General features: G+C 40.3%; 24 protein-coding genes. 12 read left to right on the top strand and 12 right to left on the bottom strand.

Annotation, left to right across the window (positions count from 1 at the left end):
• A complete protein-coding gene (locus tag J4G36_RS13670) occupies positions 1 to 375 on the top strand; it encodes a holo-ACP synthase (RefSeq protein WP_210470958.1) in 375 nt (124 codons plus the stop codon).
• Positions 376 to 661: 286 nt separating this feature from the next.
• On the opposite strand, the gene J4G36_RS13665 is transcribed toward J4G36_RS13670, so the two are convergent.
• The gene (locus J4G36_RS13665) at positions 662 to 898 is read right to left on the bottom strand and encodes a hypothetical protein (RefSeq protein WP_210470957.1); all 237 of its coding nucleotides are present in this window, start codon (positions 896 to 898) and stop codon (positions 662 to 664) included.
• A 64-nt stretch (positions 899 to 962) separates the two neighbouring features.
• Between J4G36_RS13665 and J4G36_RS13660 the strand changes: the two genes are divergently transcribed.
• Together J4G36_RS13660 and J4G36_RS13655 are read left to right on the top strand one after the other, a co-directional pair.
• Complete coding sequence (locus J4G36_RS13660; RefSeq protein ID WP_210470956.1) at positions 963 to 1,256, top strand: hypothetical protein; 294 nt, start codon at positions 963 to 965, stop codon at positions 1,254 to 1,256.
• A gap of 57 nt (positions 1,257 to 1,313) precedes the next feature.
• Positions 1,314 to 1,496, top strand: a complete 183-nt coding sequence (locus tag J4G36_RS13655) for a hypothetical protein (RefSeq protein ID WP_210470955.1) — start codon at positions 1,314 to 1,316, stop codon at positions 1,494 to 1,496.
• Between the two features lie 251 nt (positions 1,497 to 1,747).
• On the opposite strand, the gene J4G36_RS13650 is transcribed toward J4G36_RS13655, so the two are convergent.
• Positions 1,748 to 1,987 (bottom strand): hypothetical protein, encoded by a 240-nt coding sequence (locus tag J4G36_RS13650; protein WP_210470954.1) that lies wholly within the window; start codon positions 1,985 to 1,987, stop codon positions 1,748 to 1,750.
• A gap of 134 nt (positions 1,988 to 2,121) precedes the next feature.
• On the opposite strand from J4G36_RS13650, the gene J4G36_RS13645 reads away from it, so the two are divergent.
• A complete protein-coding gene (locus tag J4G36_RS13645) occupies positions 2,122 to 2,457 on the top strand; it encodes a hypothetical protein (protein WP_210470953.1) in 336 nt (111 codons plus the stop codon).
• 467 nt (positions 2,458 to 2,924) lie between these two features.
• Here J4G36_RS13645 and J4G36_RS13640 read toward each other — a convergent pair whose 3' ends face one another.
• From J4G36_RS13640 to J4G36_RS13620, 5 genes are all read right to left on the bottom strand, one after another.
• On the bottom strand, positions 2,925 to 3,782 hold the full coding sequence (locus J4G36_RS13640; RefSeq protein WP_210470952.1) for a YitT family protein: 858 nt from the start codon (positions 3,780 to 3,782) through the stop codon (positions 2,925 to 2,927).
• 348 nt (positions 3,783 to 4,130) lie between these two features.
• Positions 4,131 to 4,835 carry a Crp/Fnr family transcriptional regulator gene (locus J4G36_RS13635; RefSeq protein WP_210470951.1) on the bottom strand — a complete coding sequence of 235 codons (705 nt, stop codon included), beginning with the start codon at positions 4,833 to 4,835 and terminating at the stop codon, positions 4,131 to 4,133.
• Positions 4,836 to 4,852: 17 nt separating this feature from the next.
• Positions 4,853 to 6,739: a heavy metal translocating P-type ATPase gene (locus J4G36_RS13630; RefSeq protein WP_210470950.1), complete on the bottom strand. Its 1,887-nt coding sequence runs from the start codon at positions 6,737 to 6,739 to the stop codon at positions 4,853 to 4,855.
• 24 nt (positions 6,740 to 6,763) lie between these two features.
• Entirely contained in the window at positions 6,764 to 6,985 is a 222-nt protein-coding gene (locus J4G36_RS13625) for a heavy-metal-associated domain-containing protein (protein ID WP_210470949.1), read from the bottom strand.
• 96 nt (positions 6,986 to 7,081) lie between these two features.
• Entirely contained in the window at positions 7,082 to 7,303 is a 222-nt protein-coding gene (locus tag J4G36_RS13620; protein ID WP_210470948.1) for a heavy-metal-associated domain-containing protein, read from the bottom strand.
• A gap of 500 nt (positions 7,304 to 7,803) precedes the next feature.
• On the opposite strand from J4G36_RS13620, the gene J4G36_RS13615 reads away from it, so the two are divergent.
• Together J4G36_RS13615 and J4G36_RS13610 are read left to right on the top strand one after the other, a co-directional pair.
• Positions 7,804 to 8,487: a phosphoribosylaminoimidazolesuccinocarboxamide synthase gene (locus J4G36_RS13615; protein WP_210470947.1), complete on the top strand. Its 684-nt coding sequence runs from the start codon at positions 7,804 to 7,806 to the stop codon at positions 8,485 to 8,487.
• A 126-nt stretch (positions 8,488 to 8,613) separates the two neighbouring features.
• Positions 8,614 to 9,168: a superoxide dismutase family protein gene (locus tag J4G36_RS13610; protein WP_210470946.1), complete on the top strand. Its 555-nt coding sequence runs from the start codon at positions 8,614 to 8,616 to the stop codon at positions 9,166 to 9,168.
• A gap of 1 nt (position 9,169) precedes the next feature.
• Here the strand turns inward: J4G36_RS13610 and J4G36_RS13605 are convergent, their stop codons facing one another.
• Entirely contained in the window at positions 9,170 to 10,297 is a 1,128-nt protein-coding gene (locus J4G36_RS13605) for a CAP domain-containing protein (RefSeq protein ID WP_210470945.1), read from the bottom strand.
• Positions 10,298 to 10,431: 134 nt separating this feature from the next.
• Here J4G36_RS13605 and J4G36_RS13600 point away from each other — a divergent pair, with 134 nt between their 5' ends.
• From J4G36_RS13600 to J4G36_RS13585, 4 genes are all read left to right on the top strand, one after another.
• Entirely contained in the window at positions 10,432 to 11,310 is an 879-nt protein-coding gene (locus tag J4G36_RS13600; protein ID WP_210470944.1) for a putative RNA methyltransferase, read from the top strand.
• A gap of 95 nt (positions 11,311 to 11,405) precedes the next feature.
• The gene (locus tag J4G36_RS13595; protein ID WP_210470943.1) at positions 11,406 to 12,059 is read left to right on the top strand and encodes a pentapeptide repeat-containing protein; all 654 of its coding nucleotides are present in this window, start codon (positions 11,406 to 11,408) and stop codon (positions 12,057 to 12,059) included.
• Between the two features lie 37 nt (positions 12,060 to 12,096).
• Positions 12,097 to 12,558, top strand: coding sequence for a hypothetical protein (locus J4G36_RS13590; RefSeq protein WP_210470942.1), 462 nt, complete (start codon positions 12,097 to 12,099; stop codon positions 12,556 to 12,558).
• A 5-nt stretch (positions 12,559 to 12,563) separates the two neighbouring features.
• A complete protein-coding gene (locus tag J4G36_RS13585) occupies positions 12,564 to 12,731 on the top strand; it encodes a hypothetical protein (RefSeq protein ID WP_210470941.1) in 168 nt (55 codons plus the stop codon).
• A 47-nt stretch (positions 12,732 to 12,778) separates the two neighbouring features.
• On the opposite strand, the gene J4G36_RS13580 is transcribed toward J4G36_RS13585, so the two are convergent.
• The 4 genes from J4G36_RS13580 to J4G36_RS13565 all read right to left on the bottom strand — a co-directional run bounded on the left by J4G36_RS13580 (position 12,779) and on the right by J4G36_RS13565 (position 17,073).
• Entirely contained in the window at positions 12,779 to 14,902 is a 2,124-nt protein-coding gene (locus J4G36_RS13580; protein WP_210471095.1) for an MMPL family transporter, read from the bottom strand.
• Between the two features lie 177 nt (positions 14,903 to 15,079).
• Complete coding sequence (locus J4G36_RS13575; protein ID WP_172370628.1) at positions 15,080 to 15,280, bottom strand: cold-shock protein; 201 nt, start codon at positions 15,278 to 15,280, stop codon at positions 15,080 to 15,082.
• A 162-nt stretch (positions 15,281 to 15,442) separates the two neighbouring features.
• Positions 15,443 to 16,441 carry an inorganic phosphate transporter gene (locus J4G36_RS13570; protein WP_210470940.1) on the bottom strand — a complete coding sequence of 333 codons (999 nt, stop codon included), beginning with the start codon at positions 16,439 to 16,441 and terminating at the stop codon, positions 15,443 to 15,445.
• 11 nt (positions 16,442 to 16,452) lie between these two features.
• Entirely contained in the window at positions 16,453 to 17,073 is a 621-nt protein-coding gene (locus J4G36_RS13565; protein WP_210470939.1) for a DUF47 domain-containing protein, read from the bottom strand.
• A gap of 181 nt (positions 17,074 to 17,254) precedes the next feature.
• Between J4G36_RS13565 and J4G36_RS13560 the strand changes: the two genes are divergently transcribed.
• Together J4G36_RS13560 and J4G36_RS13555 are read left to right on the top strand one after the other, a co-directional pair.
• A complete protein-coding gene (locus J4G36_RS13560; RefSeq protein WP_210470938.1) occupies positions 17,255 to 17,791 on the top strand; it encodes an NfeD family membrane protein in 537 nt (178 codons plus the stop codon).
• A 21-nt stretch (positions 17,792 to 17,812) separates the two neighbouring features.
• Entirely contained in the window at positions 17,813 to 19,351 is a 1,539-nt protein-coding gene (locus J4G36_RS13555; RefSeq protein ID WP_210470937.1) for a flotillin lipid rafts scaffold protein FloT, read from the top strand.
• Positions 19,352 to 19,411 lie beyond the last annotated feature (60 nt).

Raw genomic sequence — 19,411 nt, 5'->3', positions numbered from 1 at the left:
ATGAATATAGGAGTAGATATGGCATGTTTTTCGGAGTTTTCTCGAATCCTACAAAACGAAAAATACAAGAATTTCATATTCACAGACAATGAGCTTGCTTTAGCTACAAATTATTCATTAAGTAGGCAACTGGAATTTTTAGTAGGAAGATTTTGTGCGAAGGAAGCACTCGTTAAAGCACTCGGTTCCGGATTTCTTCAGGAGGATATGATTAAGTGGAAAGATATTGAAATACTTAGGAATAAGAAGCATGCGCCAATTGGAATTCTTTATAATAATGCTAAAGATACTTTTCACAATAAAGGATATAAAGAAATGAAAATATCAATTACTCACAAAAAAGACGTTGTAATTTGTTCGGCGTTGTTGTATTGAGGTTATCTAATTTAGTAATCTTTGGTGCGATTAACGTATCAAGAAAGTGTTTTTTATCTCTAGAAAAATTAGCGAATGTTTTCGTTATGCTTGAGTTACCATAGAATACATCCTTTGCTTTTGGCACGCACGTGCACAATTAGAAAACTTCCAGCTTCAGTGAATAAAAATCTACATTGTTTGTATAAAAACTGACATGTGGAAATGAATGGATGGTATTGCGGTCCTTATCTAAGATCCATATCAATACGGGGATTCTAATGCTGATGTCAGCATCTGAGCACTGCTACTGTGTCACCTTCCTTCCAATTAGACGTCGGCAGAACATCAAAAATAAAAATAAGCCCGCTTCGGCGGCGTGTTTACTTGATTTCGGAAAGAGGAACGGCGTAAAATTCTCGTAATGAACGCGTAAACATTCGGCTTGTCTACCGGGATACATGCCGAAGCGGTTGGTTAAACCTGAGAATCCGCCCGAAACAACATGCAGATTTCGATTGGAATTGCCAAATTGACTTTCCATTTCATGTTCGTAGAATAAACTATAATATTATCTGTTCATTGATAATAATCTATCTAACATCACCTTGACGCAACTTAAACACGAAGAATCTATTGATATAGTTGATTCTAATAAACTAGAAAACTTTTATGGTTTGTTTCTATCGGTGGATGAAAATGGTAAATGTAAAGAGTTATTTAATCGTGTTGACATTCTTGATGCTAAAAAAAATAAACCGATTAAGATTAAAAATGATGATCTATTAAGTAATGATGGTAAGTTCGTTTATATCGGCGGCGATAAAAAACAGCTTGGGGAAGGTAGACAACGAATCCAAGCAATTGAGAATTATATAGAGGGAAATGATATATATGAGTGAGAATTTGACCTTAATTATAAACATATCTCCAAGAAACTTGGTCTGAAAACTAGCGGGGTGGGAATAGTAAAAATAAATTACTTCAATAAAGATTATATTGTTTTAAGTATAAAGTTTGACGGAATAATAGTAGGTGAAGCAGGATTTACAAATGTAATCATTGATTTGCAGGATGATAAAGATAATCCAACTGCTTATTTAGTAGACATGGGTATCGCTACACCAGTTAAGGTAAATTAGCGGCGTGGCGAGTTATTTTAATGGGGTGTGACTTTTGAAGTTACACCCTAATTTTATTTACGCTTCCTTCTTCCATCCCCGGCAGTACTCTTTATAGATTGAAATGTCACCAAGTCTTTGCTGCGCAATGCAATTATTTTAGGTCTAACTCAAAGTATTTATCGTGGGAGATGCAGGGTATACAAATGTCATAATTGATTTACGAAAGGACAAGAATAATCGTTCAACAAGTGTGAGAATCGTTATTTTATTCATATTACTTTTTTAATTACCTTAACTAAATAAATAGCAGCAAAGTAACATAAAGGAATACCTAAAATCAAGGCAAGAAGGCTCATGGGACTATTAAAAGGAAATAATAGATTTTCCAAAAACTGAGCTAGTTTAAAGTATTGAAGATAAAGTATTATGACGAATGCTCCGAAACCTGCTTCTCTTATTATTAACTTTTTTTCGCTAAACTTTCTTTCAAAGTTCCCATTTTCCTCCATAACCGAATCTATCTCCTTCGCATTTCACTTAGTTGTTTCATGCCTTGGGCCGTTTACTGAGTGTTTACATATCTAGTGTTAATATACCAGAGTTGTTTAAAGAATCATATTCCAACATCAAAAAGCATCTCTAATTGCGCGATGTCGATTGTTGTTCTGAGCGATATATTGTTGGACATGCTATACCACTACATAAAGGAACTTTCGTATGGTTTGTGGAATTAAAGAGGACTGTACTAGGTACTTACTGTTGGAAAAGTATGTGTGTAGATACTGTTGGTCCACAGGAACTTTTAGACGGAAAAGATCCTGTAAAGGTTAAAGCAGGTGAGGAAATAGTTATCGTAATGGACTATAATCCTAAGCCAAATGAAATCTCTATGGAGCAGATGATTAATGATAATGATAGTGCCGAGGTAAAGATCAAAAATAATCGTTTTGAAGCACCGACAGAGAAAGGCGTTTATTAGGAAAAGAACCTATCCCATGGCGATGCATTCTACGCTTTCGTTATAGAAGTAAATTAAATACAAATTTTAGAGTTGCTTAGGCTACTCTTTTTTTTGTTAAAATCCGTGTTTAGTTCAGCGTTCGGAAATATTTGTACATGTGAATTTCATCCAATCTGGCATCGTGGTGGCGGGTTCATCCTATCGAAATAAAACACGGGAACTACTGCCATTACGGCAATAGTTCCTTTTTTCACAGTTATCGATTGCGCTTCGGCGTGTTTTCAACATTCTTTTTCCTCATTAGTTTTCTTATCGTCCAAAAGAGCGCAAACGATAACAATGTCATCTCCTCCAATATTTTTCCTGCCTGCTATAGAATTTTCTATATGCTAAGTTATTTTCCCCTAATTCAGTCTTACTATCCGAATATTGAAATGAAAAAAGAACCCATTTACATGGATTCTTTGTTTTAATACAACCTAATATTAAGCAATTTTTTCGCCGTCTCTTCTAAAGAAACCGAAAATCCCAACCGTTTGCACAATATTTGTGAAGGCATGCGGATCGACTTCTTTAATAATCGTTTCTAAATCGTATAATTCATAACGAGTGATGACCAGGTACAACATACTTTTATCTTCTTTCGAGTAAGCCCCTTTTGCGGGTAAAATTGTTATTCCGCGCACCATCTTTTGGTGAATGGCTTGTTGCAGTTCATCGGCTTTTCGTGTAATAATCATTGCTGTTACTTTCTCGTGACGCGTATGGATTGTGTCAATTACAGCCGTTGTTATATAAAGCGCAAGCATTGTATACAAGGCGTTTTCTGGCAGATAAAGAAATCCAGCTGCAACGATAATGATTCCGTTCAGTATTAAAAAATACGTTCCAATCGGTTTATCTTGTAATTTTGAAAGTACCATGGCGACAATATCCATCCCACCTGTTGACGCACCTAGTTTTAATGATATACCTATACCGACGCCGGCAATGACACCGCCTACGACAGCATTTAAAATAATATCCTCTGACACTGAAATGACAGGCAAGACTTCTAAGAAGATGGTGGCAAAAATAACGGAGACAATGCTATAAATCGTAAAGCCTTTACCTACTTTGAACCATCCTAAAATAAAGACCGGGATATTAAATAGTAATAATAAAATTCCTGTACTTAATTTAATATTAAAGTAATCATCAAATACACTGGATGTAATCTGGGCAGCCCCAGCAAATCCGCTTGCATAGACATTGGCATTGATTAAGAAAAAGTTCAGGGAAACTGCAAGTAATAATGATCCGAAAATAACAACGGCAATTCGTTTAGTTTCTATAAAAAACAATTTTGGGACCTCCTTTTTACGGTATGTATATTTCTGGAACTGTTCAATTATGCCACACTTGAGTATGTAATTCAAAGCACATGAAGTGATAATAACGGATAGTTTTAGGGTGAATAGGGATTTGATTGAGAAAGTGATTTTGAAGCATTTGTCTTGGCGGCAAAGCCTAGATACTTATTTTACCCATAACAGCGCTTTTGATGTAGTTTGGAATGAAGGTTTTAGAAAACTTTCCACATGTGTATAACTATATGAATTTGACGAAGGCTATTAACAAGAAAACCATCCCGTGCCGTTGAAAGCAAAGGGATGGTTCATGAATAAGAGCGTTTGTATTTTTCACGCAGACTAAACAAGAAGCAAAGCATCTAAATCAACAATCTCAATATCACGATTACTTAATTGTATAATCCAGCCACTATCTTCAAAGTCCGCTAATTTCCGACTGACTGTTTCGGGTGTTGTCCCAAGGTGTGAGGCGAGATCTTTTCGACTCATAGGAAGTGTTACAGTCTTACGCATCGTTTCATCGGCTATATCTGCTAAATACATCGCAATACGTGTTTCAACTGTTTCCATCGCAATATTTGCCGCTTGTTTTTCTGTTTTTGCTAAACGTCTAGAAAACTCACCAAGAACTTTCAACGAAATCGCCGGATACTTTAATATAAACGCTTGAAAATTATCCCGACTCATGACGCATAGTTCAACGGGTTCCATCGCTTCGGCATAAGAATCATGAACCGATTCTGTGAATAATGAAAGATCTCCCGTAAAATCTCCGGGTCCTAAAATCCGAACGAGTTGTTCTTTACCTGTCTCGGATAAACGATAAATCTTCACCCGACCTTTGTGAACAATATAGAGTCCATCAGAAGTATCCCCTGCATGATAGATTGTATGACCGCGAGGATGTTTTACAGAATTGGTCTCCTTAACAATCTCGCTCATTTCATTTGCATCTAAATGGTTGAATATCGGTACAATTGAGATGCACATTTTCTGCATCTCAACTGCCCCTTCAGCATGATGTTCGCATTGATTGTTGCCCATCAATTGTCTCCCCCAATTCATTCTGGTAATAAAATCGGCACTGGCTGTTTAATGTCTACTTGCTTTTTAGTATACCGTATTAATCGCACCGCGTTTAGAATAACCAGAAGTACACTCAATTCATGGATGAGCATACCCGATGCAAGAAACACTTTGCCTAAGAGAACGCCAGCTAGAAGAAGGACAACTGTGCCAACTGCAAAGAACGTGTTTTGCTTCATATTTCGTATCGTTGCTTTTGCTAGGGAGTATGCATGTGAAAATTGATCGAGTCTGTCGGCCATCAGGACGACGTCTGCTGTTTCCATTGAAATATCCGTTCCGCCTTCACCCATCGCGAGCCCGATGTCCGCTGTCGCGATTGCCGGTGCATCGTTAATGCCGTCCCCAGCCATTGCGACTTTGTGGCCAGCTTCTTTCAATTTTTGAATCATGGCGACTTTGTCTTCTGGAAGTAGTTCTGCGTAAATTGCATCTAATCCGAGTTGTTTACCGACAAGTTCCGCTGTGTGGCGGTTATCACCAGTCAACATGATAATTTGTTTCACGCCGCTTGCGCGAAGTTCATTCAAAGCGCTTTTGGCTTCGGGTCGAATTTGATCGGCAATGGAGAATATACCTGCTACGACTCCGTCTATTGCTGCGAATATTGCAGTGTTGCCAAGTTTTTCGCGTTTCACAGCATAACTTTCGGTTGCATCTTCCACGATGATTCCATTCGCTGCCATTAATTTGCGATTTCCGATGGTGAGAAGCTTACCTTCGATCTGTGCGCGGATACCATTTCCTTCAATGACTTCAGCCTCTTCGGGTTCATTCAAAAGGGGAATGCCGCGTTTACGCGCTTCTTTCACGATTGTTTGCCCAAGATGGTGTTCAGAAATCATTTCAGCTTCTGCGACGATGCGAAGCAAGTCGTTTTTATCACCGAAAAATGTATGAATGTCCGTCACTTCAGGACGTCCTCTTGTGAGTGTGCCTGTTTTATCAAAAACAACGGTATCGATTTTAGCGAGCGTTTCCATAATATCTCCGCCTTTAACGAGCACACCGTTTCGTGCGCCGTTTCCAATCCCGGCAACGATAGATACAGGTGCGGAAATAACGAGCGCGCCAGGACAAGCGACAACAAGGAATGTCAATGTCATTTCAATATTGCGTGTGAAAATATAAACGAGTACAGATAAGATTACGATAGCCGGTGTATAAACATTCGCGAATCGGTCCAAGAACTTTTGCGTCTTCGATTTTGCTTCTTGCGCATCTTCGACAAGTTCAATAATGCGCGCAAATGTCGTGTCATCGCCGACTTTATCTGCAATTACCTCTATAAACCCGTTATCGACAATCGTTCCGCTGAAGACGCGGTCATCGATGGATTTGGATGCTGGTACGGATTCACCTGTAATAGCGGCCTCATTCAATGAAGCTTTACCCGAAACGATTGATCCGTCAATCGCAACTTTTTCACCAGAACGAATGATGACGCGGTCGCCTTTTTCTACATCATCCACCGAGACGATAACTGCTTCTCCATTCCGCATGACTGTCGCTTCCAACGGTGCCATATCGATGAGGGAACGAAGTGAAGAACGTGTTTTTTCAAGCGTGCGTGCTTCGAGGAATGCGCCAAATAAAAAGAGGAATGTAACAGCTGCGGATTCGACGTATTCGCCGATGAAGAGGGCACCGATAACTGCGATCGTGACGAGAAGTTCAATACTGAAAGCTTTCATTCGTAATGCTTGGAATGCTTTTATAGCAATTGGTGTACCTGCGATAATAGTGGCCGCGATTAGTGTTCCTTGGCGCCATTCGTGAAGGCCCCCGAAGTGGAGGCCGACTGCAATGGCAAGAAGAATTCCGGTTAACGCGGTAATTTGTGAAGTACGTTTAGCGTTCATGACTTTTCCCACCTCTCTTGTTAGTTATGAAACTTTTTGAGATACAACTGGATAACCGAGTTTCGTGATGACTTCGTGGATTTGTTCCGCCTGCACAACGTCTTCGTTGAATTGTGCACGGACCTTGTTGGAATTAAATAACACCTTCACTGCCTCAACACCATCCATTTTCCCAACCGTGTTCTCGATTTTCTTAATACAAGTCGGACAGCTCAACGGTTCTAAACCAAATACTGCTTTTTTCATTTTCTTCATCCTCCAATCGTTTATTTACTTTCTATATACATCATAAGACGGTTTTGATAAAGATTCCTTGACCCACATCAAGTAAACGGATAATTGTTATGAAACCTTTTGCGATACAACTGGATAACCGAGTTTCGTGATGACTTCGTGGATTTGTTCCGCCTGCACAAAGTCTTCGTTGAATTGTGCACGGACCTTGTTGGAATTAAATAACACCTTCACTGCCTCGACACCATCCATTTTCCCAACCGTGTTCTCGATTTTCTTAATACAAGTCGGACAGCTCAACGGTTCTAAACCAAATACTGCTTTTTTCATTTTCTTCATCCTCCAATCGTTTATTTACTTTCTATATACATCATAAGATGGTTTTGATAAAGATTCCTTGACCTACATCAAGTAAGTGGGTAATAATCTGATTTTTAATCGAAATTAGTGGCACGCGGCAATCAAACTCCTCTCTAGCGCACCTGAATTCCACCCCCGTGCCTTCGAACTCCTCTCCATTTGCGAATCCCTCTCTTCCACTCCCGATGTCCGCGCAATCCCACATTATCTCCGCTCAATCAACCAAATCCACTGATTATGTCCGCTGAATCGTCAAAGATCCCCGCTCAAAAACTGAAACCCGCTCATCTACGCTCGAATCCCTCTCCCGGCCCCGCAAATTCCTCTTTCCGCCTCTCGCATTCCTCTCCTGCATTCCAACTGCTCTCAAAACCGAATAACAAAATAAACCTACACATTTCTTTTTCTTCTGGCAATATTCCTTTATACTAGAACTATAAGAATAAAGTTGGACGGAAAGGGACGAGCTCATGGAACTTCTCTATAAAGGCAAAACAAAAGACGTCTATCAATTAGACGGCGGTAATGTACTCTTGAAATTTAAAGACGATGTAACAGGCGAAAACGGTGTATTTGATCCAGGTGCAAACCAGGTAGGGCTGACAATAGAAGGAATGGGGAAATCCGGACTGCGCATGACGAAATACTTTTTCGAGAAGTTAATGGAAAAAGGCATTCCGACACATTATGTAGATACGGATCTTGATAATATTTCAATGACAGTAAAATCTGCAACCGCATTCGGAAGAGGACTTGAAGTCATTTGCAGATACCGCGCCGTGGGAAGTTTTCTAAAAAGATTCGGTGCTTATTGCGAAGAAGGTCAACCGCTAGATGCCTTTGTTGAAGTGACACTCAAAGACGATGAGCGCAATGATCCACCCATCAGTCAAGACGCACTCAATCAACTAGGTCTACTTACAACTGAAGAATATGAAATACTTGAAACGTTGACGAAAGAAGTTTCAGCAATCGTCAAAGTTGAATTAGCAGTGAAAGGCTTGGAACTTTATGATATTAAACTAGAATTCGGACGTAATAGCGCTACAGGTGAAATCATGCTGATTGACGAAATTTCCGGTGGGAATATGCGGGTTTATAAAGATGGAAAATCCATCGTTCCACTTGAATTAGAAAAATTATTTCTTGATTGAAAAAAAGCGACTCGATCCTTACGAAAAGTAAGGAAGAGTCGCTTTTTTTGAGGAGAAAAGTGCCATGCATAATATCGTGGAAAATAGGACATCCTAACAAAATAATGAATTTTAGGAGGAGTTCTATTGAAACGTATTCTATTACTGTTTATCAGTTGTTGTTTACTTTTTGTCCTGTCCGGTTGTTTACAGAAGAAAACAAAACTTCCGGTTAGTGGAGAAAAAACAGAAAATCTAAGTGCCCCTATTATTAATGTCGATGGGGATCAGGTTGGGGAAGTCACGCTTACTGAAAACAGTAAAGGCTTAACCATCAATATTAAGGCAGAAGGGCTTAAGCCCGGTTTACACGGCACCCATATTCATGAAAAAGGCGAATGCACACCGCCAACATTCGAGTCAGCGGGAGGTCATTTTAATCCCACAACCAAAGAACATGGATTTGATAATCCGAAAGGTTTCCATTTAGGTGATTTGCCAAATATCGAAGTTGACGATGAAGGAAAGGTGAATGTCAGCTTGCACTTAACAGATATCACGCTGAAATCAGGCAAGGACAATTCCATCCTTGATAAAGACGGTAGCGCACTTGTCATTCACGAAGGGCCAGACGATTACGAAACAGATCCTGCTGGAAACTCCGGCGCGCGAATTGCATGTGCAGCAATTACAGCAGAATAATTTATTTCAATAAAAAGGTTTCGGTATAAAATGGCGTCGATTTATCGTTAAAGGCAACACCCGTACCTAGATGACTATAAATATCTTGTAAGATATTATCTCGGTGGCCTTTCGAATTCATCAAGCCTTCATGTGCAAAGATGCTACTCGTTTGGCCGTACGCCAGGTTTTCACCTGCACTGCGAAACTTGATGCCATTGTCTTTCATGCGGTCAAATGGCGATTTTCCTTCTAAGTTGTCATGACTGAAATAATTATTATCAGCCATATCGACACTATGCATTCTTGCAGTGTCGGCAGATGGATCGTCCCATTCGAGCGCAGCAAGCCCATTTCTGACACGTGCAGCATTCGTTAAGTCGAATAGCTGCGCTTCGAACCCGTTTCGAAGCGTTTGATCCGCGCCGGCGTACATGCCGGTTTTTTTACGTTCCAATGATGTCGAAACAAGTTGCATTGCGGTAACGGTATCGTCTTTATGCAAGTCGTAAAACACATAGACGTACATGCCGTCCACCTCGAATAAATCGAATTCCTCACTATCTTGTAAAATATATATATTTAACCCTTTTCGTATTTCCTTCAAAGGCTTGCCGAATGTTTCCCGTACGACTGATTTTTTCGAACCGTACTCAATACCAAGATCCGAGGAGATTAAATCATCATTCGTATAGATGGCGTTGACCTTGTCGTTCTTATCATAAGAAAGCATTATGAAGTTATGGTACCCGTCGTGGTACGCATTCCAGGTAGCACCATATTCATTTAGCGAAACGCGATTGGGCTCGCCAAGTTTCTCGGTGACATCGGCTTCCGGTGTTCCAAGTTCTATATTATAAATTGCAAGCTTGCTATTCATAGGTTTGACTAACTTTGGTTTATCGACGTGATCGATAGTTTCACGCTTATCCGCTGTTTTTGAAGATAAGAAATAATAAGCTTTATCCACCGTATCATTTATCGAATCAATTGCGGAAGTTACTGATTCGCTTGTCAAAAAAGTTTCGACTTTATCATCGAAAGGATCTAGAAATGAAATATCAACATACTTTGAGACAGGTTCTTCCCAGAGTGGTTTTATAAAGTATATTGTGGCAATTAATAAGAGTAAAAGAAATAGTTTTCTCATAAATATAAACTCCTTTTTATTAGTATAACCCGAATTAGGCTGTGATTATAGCGGTAACGTTTCCCACTAAGGATTTCCTATAGCGGTCCACAAAATGTATACTAGAGAGACAACCGATGAACGGAGCAAAAGCAATGATATCTAAAAAAATGATGAATGCCGAAGAAATTGAAAAGAACGCCCACTTATTTAGTTGTCCAGTTTGCGGCGGGGAACTAAAACTTATCGATAAGTCCCGGCTTGTCTGTACGGATAATCATTCGTTCGACTTATCCAGGCAAGGCTATGTGAATTTAACAACGGGCGCACATCTAACGAAATATGATAAAGCCCTTTTTGAAGCGAGAAAACAAATCATTGATAGCGGATTTTTTACTCCGGTTCTAAAGCGCTTGACGAATTTATTGTCAAAACAACTAGAGGATAAAACAGAAGCGGCAATCATCGATGCTGGGTGCGGTGAAGGGTCCCATTTATCGACCATACTCCTGGAACTCGGGGAAAATGTCACAGGTGTTGGAATTGACCTTTCAAAAGAAGGAATTCTAGCCGCTGCAAAGGATCATCCTGGCCATATATGGGCTGTAGCGGACTTGGCCAATTGTCCATTTGCTGATGAACAATTTGATGCCATTCTGAATATTTTATCGCCCGCTAATTACGCTGAATTTTCTCGATTACTTAAACCGAATGGCTTGTTTGTGAAAGTTGTACCGGAAAATGATTATTTGAAAGAGTTGCGCGCTATATTTTACGACGAAGCTGAGCGTGAACAAGACTCGGATCCGACAGCTCGTGTTGCTGAACATTTTGGTGCTGTTAAGACGGAACGAATCACGTATGAGTTCCCGCTGGATCAGGAACTGCTTGCGAAGTTAATTCGCATGACGCCGTTGACTTGGGGAGCGAGCGAAGATAAGGTGCACGATGCGCAACGTATCGGAATCACATCGATTACCATCGACTTTACAATCATTATAGCTACGCGGAGAAATGAGGGTTTTGAATGTTGAGCAGTATTCCAGGTTGGTTCTATATTCTTGCCATTGCAGTTGTAGTTTTATTCATTATCTTCACGGAATGGAAAACGCGTTAGGGGGATTTTATATTGACTAAAAAGAAAGTAGGCAAACGGCAACGCCCGAAAGTTTCACAGGTACATGAAGAGTTATCAGTAACTGATGTCTGGCGTTTTGATGGGTACATAGAAAAAGTTTGTTTCACCGGTGGGACATTGGAAGGTTCTGAAGATGAACGGCTTTCATTCGATGATGTTCACTTTAAAGAGGTATCCTTTTCAAGTAGCGAATTAAGAGCAGTTGAATTCGTAGATGTCGTGTTTCAAAACTGTGATTTTTCGAATGTACATTTTCAAAACGCATTTTTCCATCGTTGTGAATTTGTGAATTCAAAACTCACTGGCGCTGACTTTGGAAATTCGAAAGTGAGCCATACACTATTTGACGATTGCGAGGGACGCTATAGCAACTTCAGTTTTTCAAGCATGAAAGAAGTCGACTTTGTGAATAGTAATTTATCGGACAGTGATTTTTATGAATGCACATTTAAAGAAGTCCGTTTTTCTAAATGCAAAATGGACAATATAAACTTCTCGGAAACAAATTTAAAAGGCGTTGATTTATCGGACAGCACCTATGAGCGGATAGAAGTCACGCTACCCAACATCGAAGGGTGTATCGTCTCTAAAGAACAAGCGATTGGCTTTGCCCGTGTGCTAGGATTAACAGTAAAAGAATCATAATGTTATACTAAAATATAAAACGAAAAGAGAGAACGCTATGCTTACATTTGAACAAAAACAAGAAATTATTGAATCATTTCCAGAATTGACACGAAAAGAAGTATCTATGAAACGCGTGAATTACCATTACGCAGACAGTCTACTGGATAAAACAGTCGTCGTGCAACATCTTCATCCAAACGGCAACGCCTTTGTTTATGTCGCAGGACTCCCTGGCTATGACACGGATGACCGCGGGCTCGTGAATGTTCGAGAAGCGACTGAAGAAGAGCTTCGCAAAACGATTGCGGATTCCATTGCTTTATTGTCGGAAGAAGAAGCAGAAGCGCCGACTGTTGAAGAAACATGGGTCAACGGTGAAGGCGTCCAGCTAAAATTAGTCGAAGAAGAAGGCGCTTGGAATATTTATCACGGTCTCAACTTAGAAGAAAGTTTCGGTAACTACGGCTACGCGCAAGGTTACTTGAAAGACGAGCAGTTTACACAAGTTAAGGAGTGATTTAAATGAAAGGGAAGCACTTAGTAATTGGAATTGTCCTATTCGTTATCGCGATTGTCGCAGCCATTTATTTTTCTGTGATGGCTGAGTATAATAAAGATCAGAACGGAATGGAGCCAATTGCAATCATCATTGAAAACACTACTATTAATTCGCAAATACTCAACCTATAAAAAAAGTTGTCTGCACAATCGGGTTCCCGACAGTGCAGACAACTTTTTTATTTACCTTTATAGAGCCCTTTCCCAAACGGCAACCACCAATTCCATTTGCCGAACAACTTCATCAAGCTTGGAACAAGAAGCAGTCGAATGATGGTAGCGTCGATGGCCACTGCAATAGCAATGCCGACACCGATTTGCTTCACAGGCATGACATCAGTGAAAGCGAAAGCTCCTGTGAGCACAATCATAATGAGTGCCGCAGACGTAATCACTTTACTCGTCGTGGCAAGACCCTCGACCGTAGCTTTGTCATTATCGAACGACTTCGCATACTCTTCCTGCATCCGTGAAATTAAAAACACTTCATAGTCCATGCTTAATCCAAAGACAAGACTAAAGACGATGACCGGGATAATGAGCGCGATGGATCCCGCGGTGAGCCCGAAATGCCCGTATTGGAAGATATAAACCAGAATTCCGAATGTAGCAGACAATCCAATGATATTCATCAAAATCGCTTTAATGGGGATTAACAGCGATTTAAATGCAATCATGAGAATAAAGAACGTCGTGACAACAATTAACCCCAGAACATAGCCGATTTTATCCCAAATTTCATCGAAAATTTCTTGGTTGAATTTTGCCGCACCGCCAATCTGTAAACTCCAATCCGTTTCCTTATCCGACCAATCACGCACCCAATCCTGCGCTTCTTCTGATGAACCATCCGCTGACAACGTGACAGGAATCATTAATTTTTCATCTTTCACGAATGTTTCAAGTAGCGGCGTAAGCCCAGCTGCCATTTCTGGTACTTGCATAGCTCCAGTCCACTCGTCGACCGAGTTGATATCGCTCGCACTAAATATCGTCGTGGTATCGTGAACGAGTTTATCGCTTAGCAATTGATCTTCAAGTTCTTTCATTGACTTTAATCCGTCTTCATCTTCCCATCCGCCAGACCGCTCAGCAATCACATATAATGAAGATTCACCCGCAAGATCAAATTCATTTTCAATCAATTCAAAAGCAGAACGGGAATCATACGACTCCGGAAGTGAATCAATTTCAGGTATCGACAGTTCCATGTTTTTTACAGGAATTACCGCAATGCCAAGTAAAATAACAGCAACAATCGTAATAAGAATAGGACGTTTAATCACTGCATTTGCAAACTTACGCCAAGCATTCGAGCCGTTCGAACTTACTTTTAAAATGCGCAGTTTTTCAATTCGATCGCCAAGTGCAATTAGGACGGCAGGTAACAACGTCACCGAACTAAGAACCGCCATTGCGACGACAATCATTCCACCAACCGCAATGTTTTGAAAGATGTCCACGCGAATCAATAACATAGCACCTAGCCCGATAAACACGCAAAACGCTGAAAAAATAACCGAGCGTCCAGCAGTAATAATCGTGGTAGTTGTCGCCTCAAGTATATCGCTCTTAACCCGTTCTTCACGATATCGGCTAATGAACAATAATGCGAAGTCGATACTAAGCGCAAGTCCAAGCATCGGAATAATATTTAACACGAATATGGACAAATCGATCTGTGCACCTAGAATCGTCAAAACACCGAATGACGATACGACGGTGACGATTCCAATCATAAGTGGAACCATTGATGCAACAACTGTCCCAAAAGCGAACAGCAACACAATAATCGCAATCGGTAGCCCGATCGCTTCAGCCGTAATCAGGTCTTTCTGACTGGCTGTGTTAATATCTTTTGAAATCGCGGAAGCACCGGTCAAAGTGATTCCCGACTGATCCCCGATGACATCCCGAATATCGGTCACGACATCGGACATATTATCGTTTTCATCCCCGAAGTGGAGAAGTGCATATGACACATCTTCTTTATAAAGCGATTCATCCTCTAATGGCGAATCAATAGCCGAGGTCAACTTAAGACTTTCGATGTTTTCAATCGTCGATGAAACTTTCTCATCATTTACTTGATCGAATACGAGCAGCATGGTTTCAGTAGGCATATCAAATGTATCTGAAATCGTATCCATGACAGCAGCGTGTTCACCGTTCATTTCAAAGCCGTCACCTTGTAACATGCTGGGTAGGCGAATCGCGAAAATTGCCATGATCACAAAAATAGCAATCCAAGAAATAATTATATATTTATAGCTATTTGTAACAAAGCGAGCAAGTGTGCGCAAAGTAGTCAATCCTTTCTATATGGAAATAGAATTCTATTCTTCTATAATAGTAACGGATAAAGTCCGGAATGTCCTTTTTTGAGAATGAAATATTGGTAAAAAACAACATAAATATATATAAATCAAAGAAAAAAAGCCATCCCCCTAAGGGGATGGCTTTTGAATGGTTAGTTCAAATTAGTTTTTTTCAACGTTTGAAGCTTGAAGTCCACGTTCGCCTTGCTCGATTTCGAAAGTCACGTCTTGGCCTTCTTCAAGAGACTTGAATCCTTCGCCTTGGATAGCTGAGAAATGTACGAATACGTCGTCGCCATCTTCACGTTCAATAAATCCAAAACCTTTTTCTGCGTTAAACCATTTTACTTTACCTTGTTCCATGTTTGTTTCCTCCTCGTGTGTAATATTTACACACATTGTGTTACTATCCTTGCTCAAGTCTTGAAGCGGTCAAGATTTTTCGAGACCATCATGTTGTCGAACAAAAATAATTCTTCTTTATCATAACAGGGATATACAAAGAATGCAAGGGAAATGTTTAAATTAAAAAAACAATGCAAGTACTTTATAAACAATTGCAGCGAGTAATGCTGAAATTGGCAACGTAATAATCCATGTTAAAACAATCCTTTGTGCCACGCCCCAGTTAACTCCGCGAACCCTTTGCGCAGTTCCAACGCCCATAATAGCGGAAGAAATAACATGCGTCGTACTCACTGGCAAATGTAGAAGTGTAGCGGCGAAAATAATTCCGGCGGATGATAAATCAGCGGCGGCTCCATTTACTGGACGGATCTTCATGATTTTTGTGCCAACTGTTTTAATAATTTTATAACCGCCAATAGAAGTTCCGAGTCCCATAGCCGTTGCGGCGGCAATTCGAACCCAAAGTTGGATATCGTCGCCTGCCTGCAGTCCACCGGCAATCAAAGCCATTGTAATGATACCCATTGCTTTTTGTGCATCATTCGTTCCATGAGTAAATGCTTGAAGGGCAGCGGTACCGATTTGTAAATAACGAATTCGCGTATTCGCCGTGAATAAATTTCTGTTTTTCAACACGACCTTAAATAACGACATCATTATGAATCCAACGAATAAAGCGATAAACGGTGAAATAAGAAGCGCTTGTAAAATCTTTATAAATCCGCTGTAATTTAAAATACCGAATCCCGCGGCAGCAATAGCAGCGCCGGCAATCGAACCAATCAAAGCGTGTGAAGAACTCGACGGTATTCCAAAATACCAAGTAATCAAGTTCCAAGCAATCGCTGCCGTGAGCGCTGCTAAAATGACGAGCGCTCCGTTATCAAGGACGAAAGGGTCAACGATGTCTTTGGAAATTGTCTTTGCCACGCCGGTAAATGTCAGGGCTCCGATAAAATTCATAATAGCCGCCATATAAACAGCGGTTCGCGGTCTTAACGCACGCGTCGAAACAGAAGTCGCGATTGCGTTTGCCGTGTCATGGAATCCATTGATAAAGTCAAATGCTAATGCAAATATGACGACGAGTATTGTAAGGACCAGTATGGTAGACATTTGGCGCCCCCTTACGCGTTGCGCATGATAATTGCTTCAATTGTATTCGCAACATCTTCGCAATAATCCGCAACATCTTCAAGTTGTTCATAAATATCTTTAAATTGGATGATTCGAATTGGATCTTTTTCTGTGATGAAAAGTTGTTTGATAGAAGTTCTGTAAATATCATCACAAATACTTTCCAATTTTTTAATCGCAATGGCATGTTCTCTCATTTCGACTAACTTTCTTTTTGAAAGTAATTCTAGCGCTTTAACAATTTCATCTGTACTTTTGACGATGTTCTCCATAAACGAATGAACATATTCATCAATATCTATTAACGAAAACATTTCAAGATGCGCAGCAAAGTGCTCAATCCCGTCAAGAATATCATCCATTTTGATGGAAAGATGTAAAATGTCATCACGTTCAATAGGTGTCATGAACGATGTGTTGAGCCTCGTCGTCAACTCATAGACTAAGTCGTCGCCCGATCGCTCATAGTTTTTAAGTTTTATACTAACTTCTTTCAAATCCGCAGCGTTATTAATTTTGAAGTCATGCGCATAGTGAACTGCTTCTTGCACATGCTCCGCGATTGCCAATAAAGCCGTGAAAAAAGGATCTGTTTTTCGTAAACTGAACATTTCAAAGCCTCCATCCGTATTATCGGAATATAATTATGTACAGCCTAATTATAACAATAAAACTTGCGAAGCAAAACTATAGCAGATTTATCAAAACAAATTATTTTAATTTGAAACTTTCGCTAACTTCATACGTATCTATAGTTGATGAAGAGTATAGTAGGGTAAAGGGGTGTGGGAAATGGAGCTATTTGGTTTACCAATCGTGCAATTTTACTTGTACGCGTTAATCATTTTAGGTCTCATTACAATTATTTACGTCTTTTTCAGTGACATCGCCGAAGGTATCGGTGAAGTAAGTCCATTTTTGGATCCAGCGGTTGTGCTTTCATTTTTAACATTCACGGCTGCTTCCGGATATATTTTGGAACTCACCATGGACTGGAACAGTGGCGTCATTATAATTGTAGCTTTAGCCATTGCCTTTGTACTTGATTTATTACTTTACTTTTTTGTTTTACTTCCGCTTTCATCAGCAGAAGTATCACTCGCCTACACGGAAGCTTCATTATCTGGGCAAGTTGGTAGAGTCATTGTACCCGTACCAGTCGATGGATTCGGTGAGGTCGTCATTGAAACAGTGAATGGACTTATTTCAAAACGTGCTTCTGGTTATGAAAACAGTGCCATCGATTACGGAAAAGAAGTGCTTGTAATTGATGTGAAAGAAGGCACGCTTATTGTAAAAGAATATGAACCATTCCGTTTCGCAGAATAAAAAATAAGAGGGGGAAACACCATGCCAGGAATTTGGATAGTAATTGGAGTAGTCGCATTTATTTTATTGGCAGTCATTCTTGTGTACATTTCAAAATACAAAACAGTTGGCCCAGACGAAGCACTAATCGTAACAGGAAGTTACCTGGGGACCAAAAATGTACATAAAGACGATTCAGGAAACCGGGTAAAAATCATCCGCGGCGGAGGTACATTTGTATTTCCGATTTTCCAACAAGCTAAACCGCTTAGTCTCTTATCGAGTAAGCTTGAAGTAACAACGCCTGAAGTATATACAGAACAAGGCGTTCCCGTAATGGCGGATGGAACAGCGATTATTAAAATTGGTGGTTCAATTACTGAAATTGCTACAGCAGCAGAACAGTTTTTGGGGAAATCAAAAGAAGATCGTGAAAATGAAGCGAAAGAAGTACTAGAAGGACACTTGAGATCCATTTTAGGATCAATGACCGTTGAAGAAATTTATAAAAATCGTGATATGTTCTCCCAAGAAGTACAACGGGTCGCATCACAGGATTTATCGAAAATGGGACTTATCATTGTTTCATTTACAATAAAAGACGTTCGCGATAAAAACGGCTATCTTGATTCACTAGGAAAACCGCGTATCGCACAAGTAAAACGGGATGCAGATATCGCAACAGTTGAAGCACAAAAAGAGACACGCATTAAAAACGCGGAAGCATCAAAAGAAGCACAGAAAGCCGAGCTTGAACGTGCAACTGAAATTGCAGAAGCAGAAAAAGAAAATCAATTGAAGGTTGCAGAATATCGCCTCGAGCAAGACCGCGCCAAAGCACGTGCGGACCAAGCGTACGAATTGCAATCCGCTCGTTCCAAACAAGAAGTTATGGAGCAAGAGATGCAAATTCAAATCATCGAGCGTCAAAAGCAAATCGAACTAGAAGAAAATGAAATCCTACGTCGTGAGAAACAGTATGACTCCGAAGTTAAGAAAAAAGCGGACGCGGATCGTTATGCAATCGAACAAAATGCAGCCGCTGCAAAATCTAGACAAATGGCCGAAGCAGATGCCGAGAAATACGGAATTGAAGCTAGAGCAACAGCTGACGCAGAAAAAGTTCGTCTCGATGGTCAGGCAAGAGCTGATTCACAACGTGCACAAGGTGAATCTGAAGCAGACATTATCCGTCTGAAAGGTCTTGCTGAAGCCGAAGCGAAACGTAAAATCGCGGAAGCGTTCGAACAATACGGTCAAGCAGCAATGCTCGATATGGTCATAGAAATGATTCCTGAGTACGCGAAGCAAATTGCTAGCCCACTTGGAAACATCGACAAAATTACAGTCGTTGATACCGGTGGCGGTGAAGGTGGCGGTGCGAATAAAGTCACATCATACGCAACCGATCTAATGTCGACGCTACAAGAAACATTAAAAGCCACTTCAGGTATTGACGTAAAAGAAATGCTTGAAAGCTACGCTGGCAAACACAATCTTCGCCCGAGCATCGATCAACTAACAGATGCAGTGCAAAACAACGACACGGTTGAAGCAGAAGTTGCAACGACAGAAAAATAATCGTTTTATCGAAAACGGAACCTGATAAGTCGGGTTCCGTTTTTTATATTTGGGGGAAAA

Origin of the sequence: Sporosarcina sp. 6E9, from assembly GCF_017921835.1 — a bacterium.
In the GTDB taxonomy this organism is placed as follows: domain Bacteria; phylum Bacillota; class Bacilli; order Bacillales_A; family Planococcaceae; genus Sporosarcina.
This window is presented reverse-complemented; position numbering and strand designations above follow the sequence as displayed.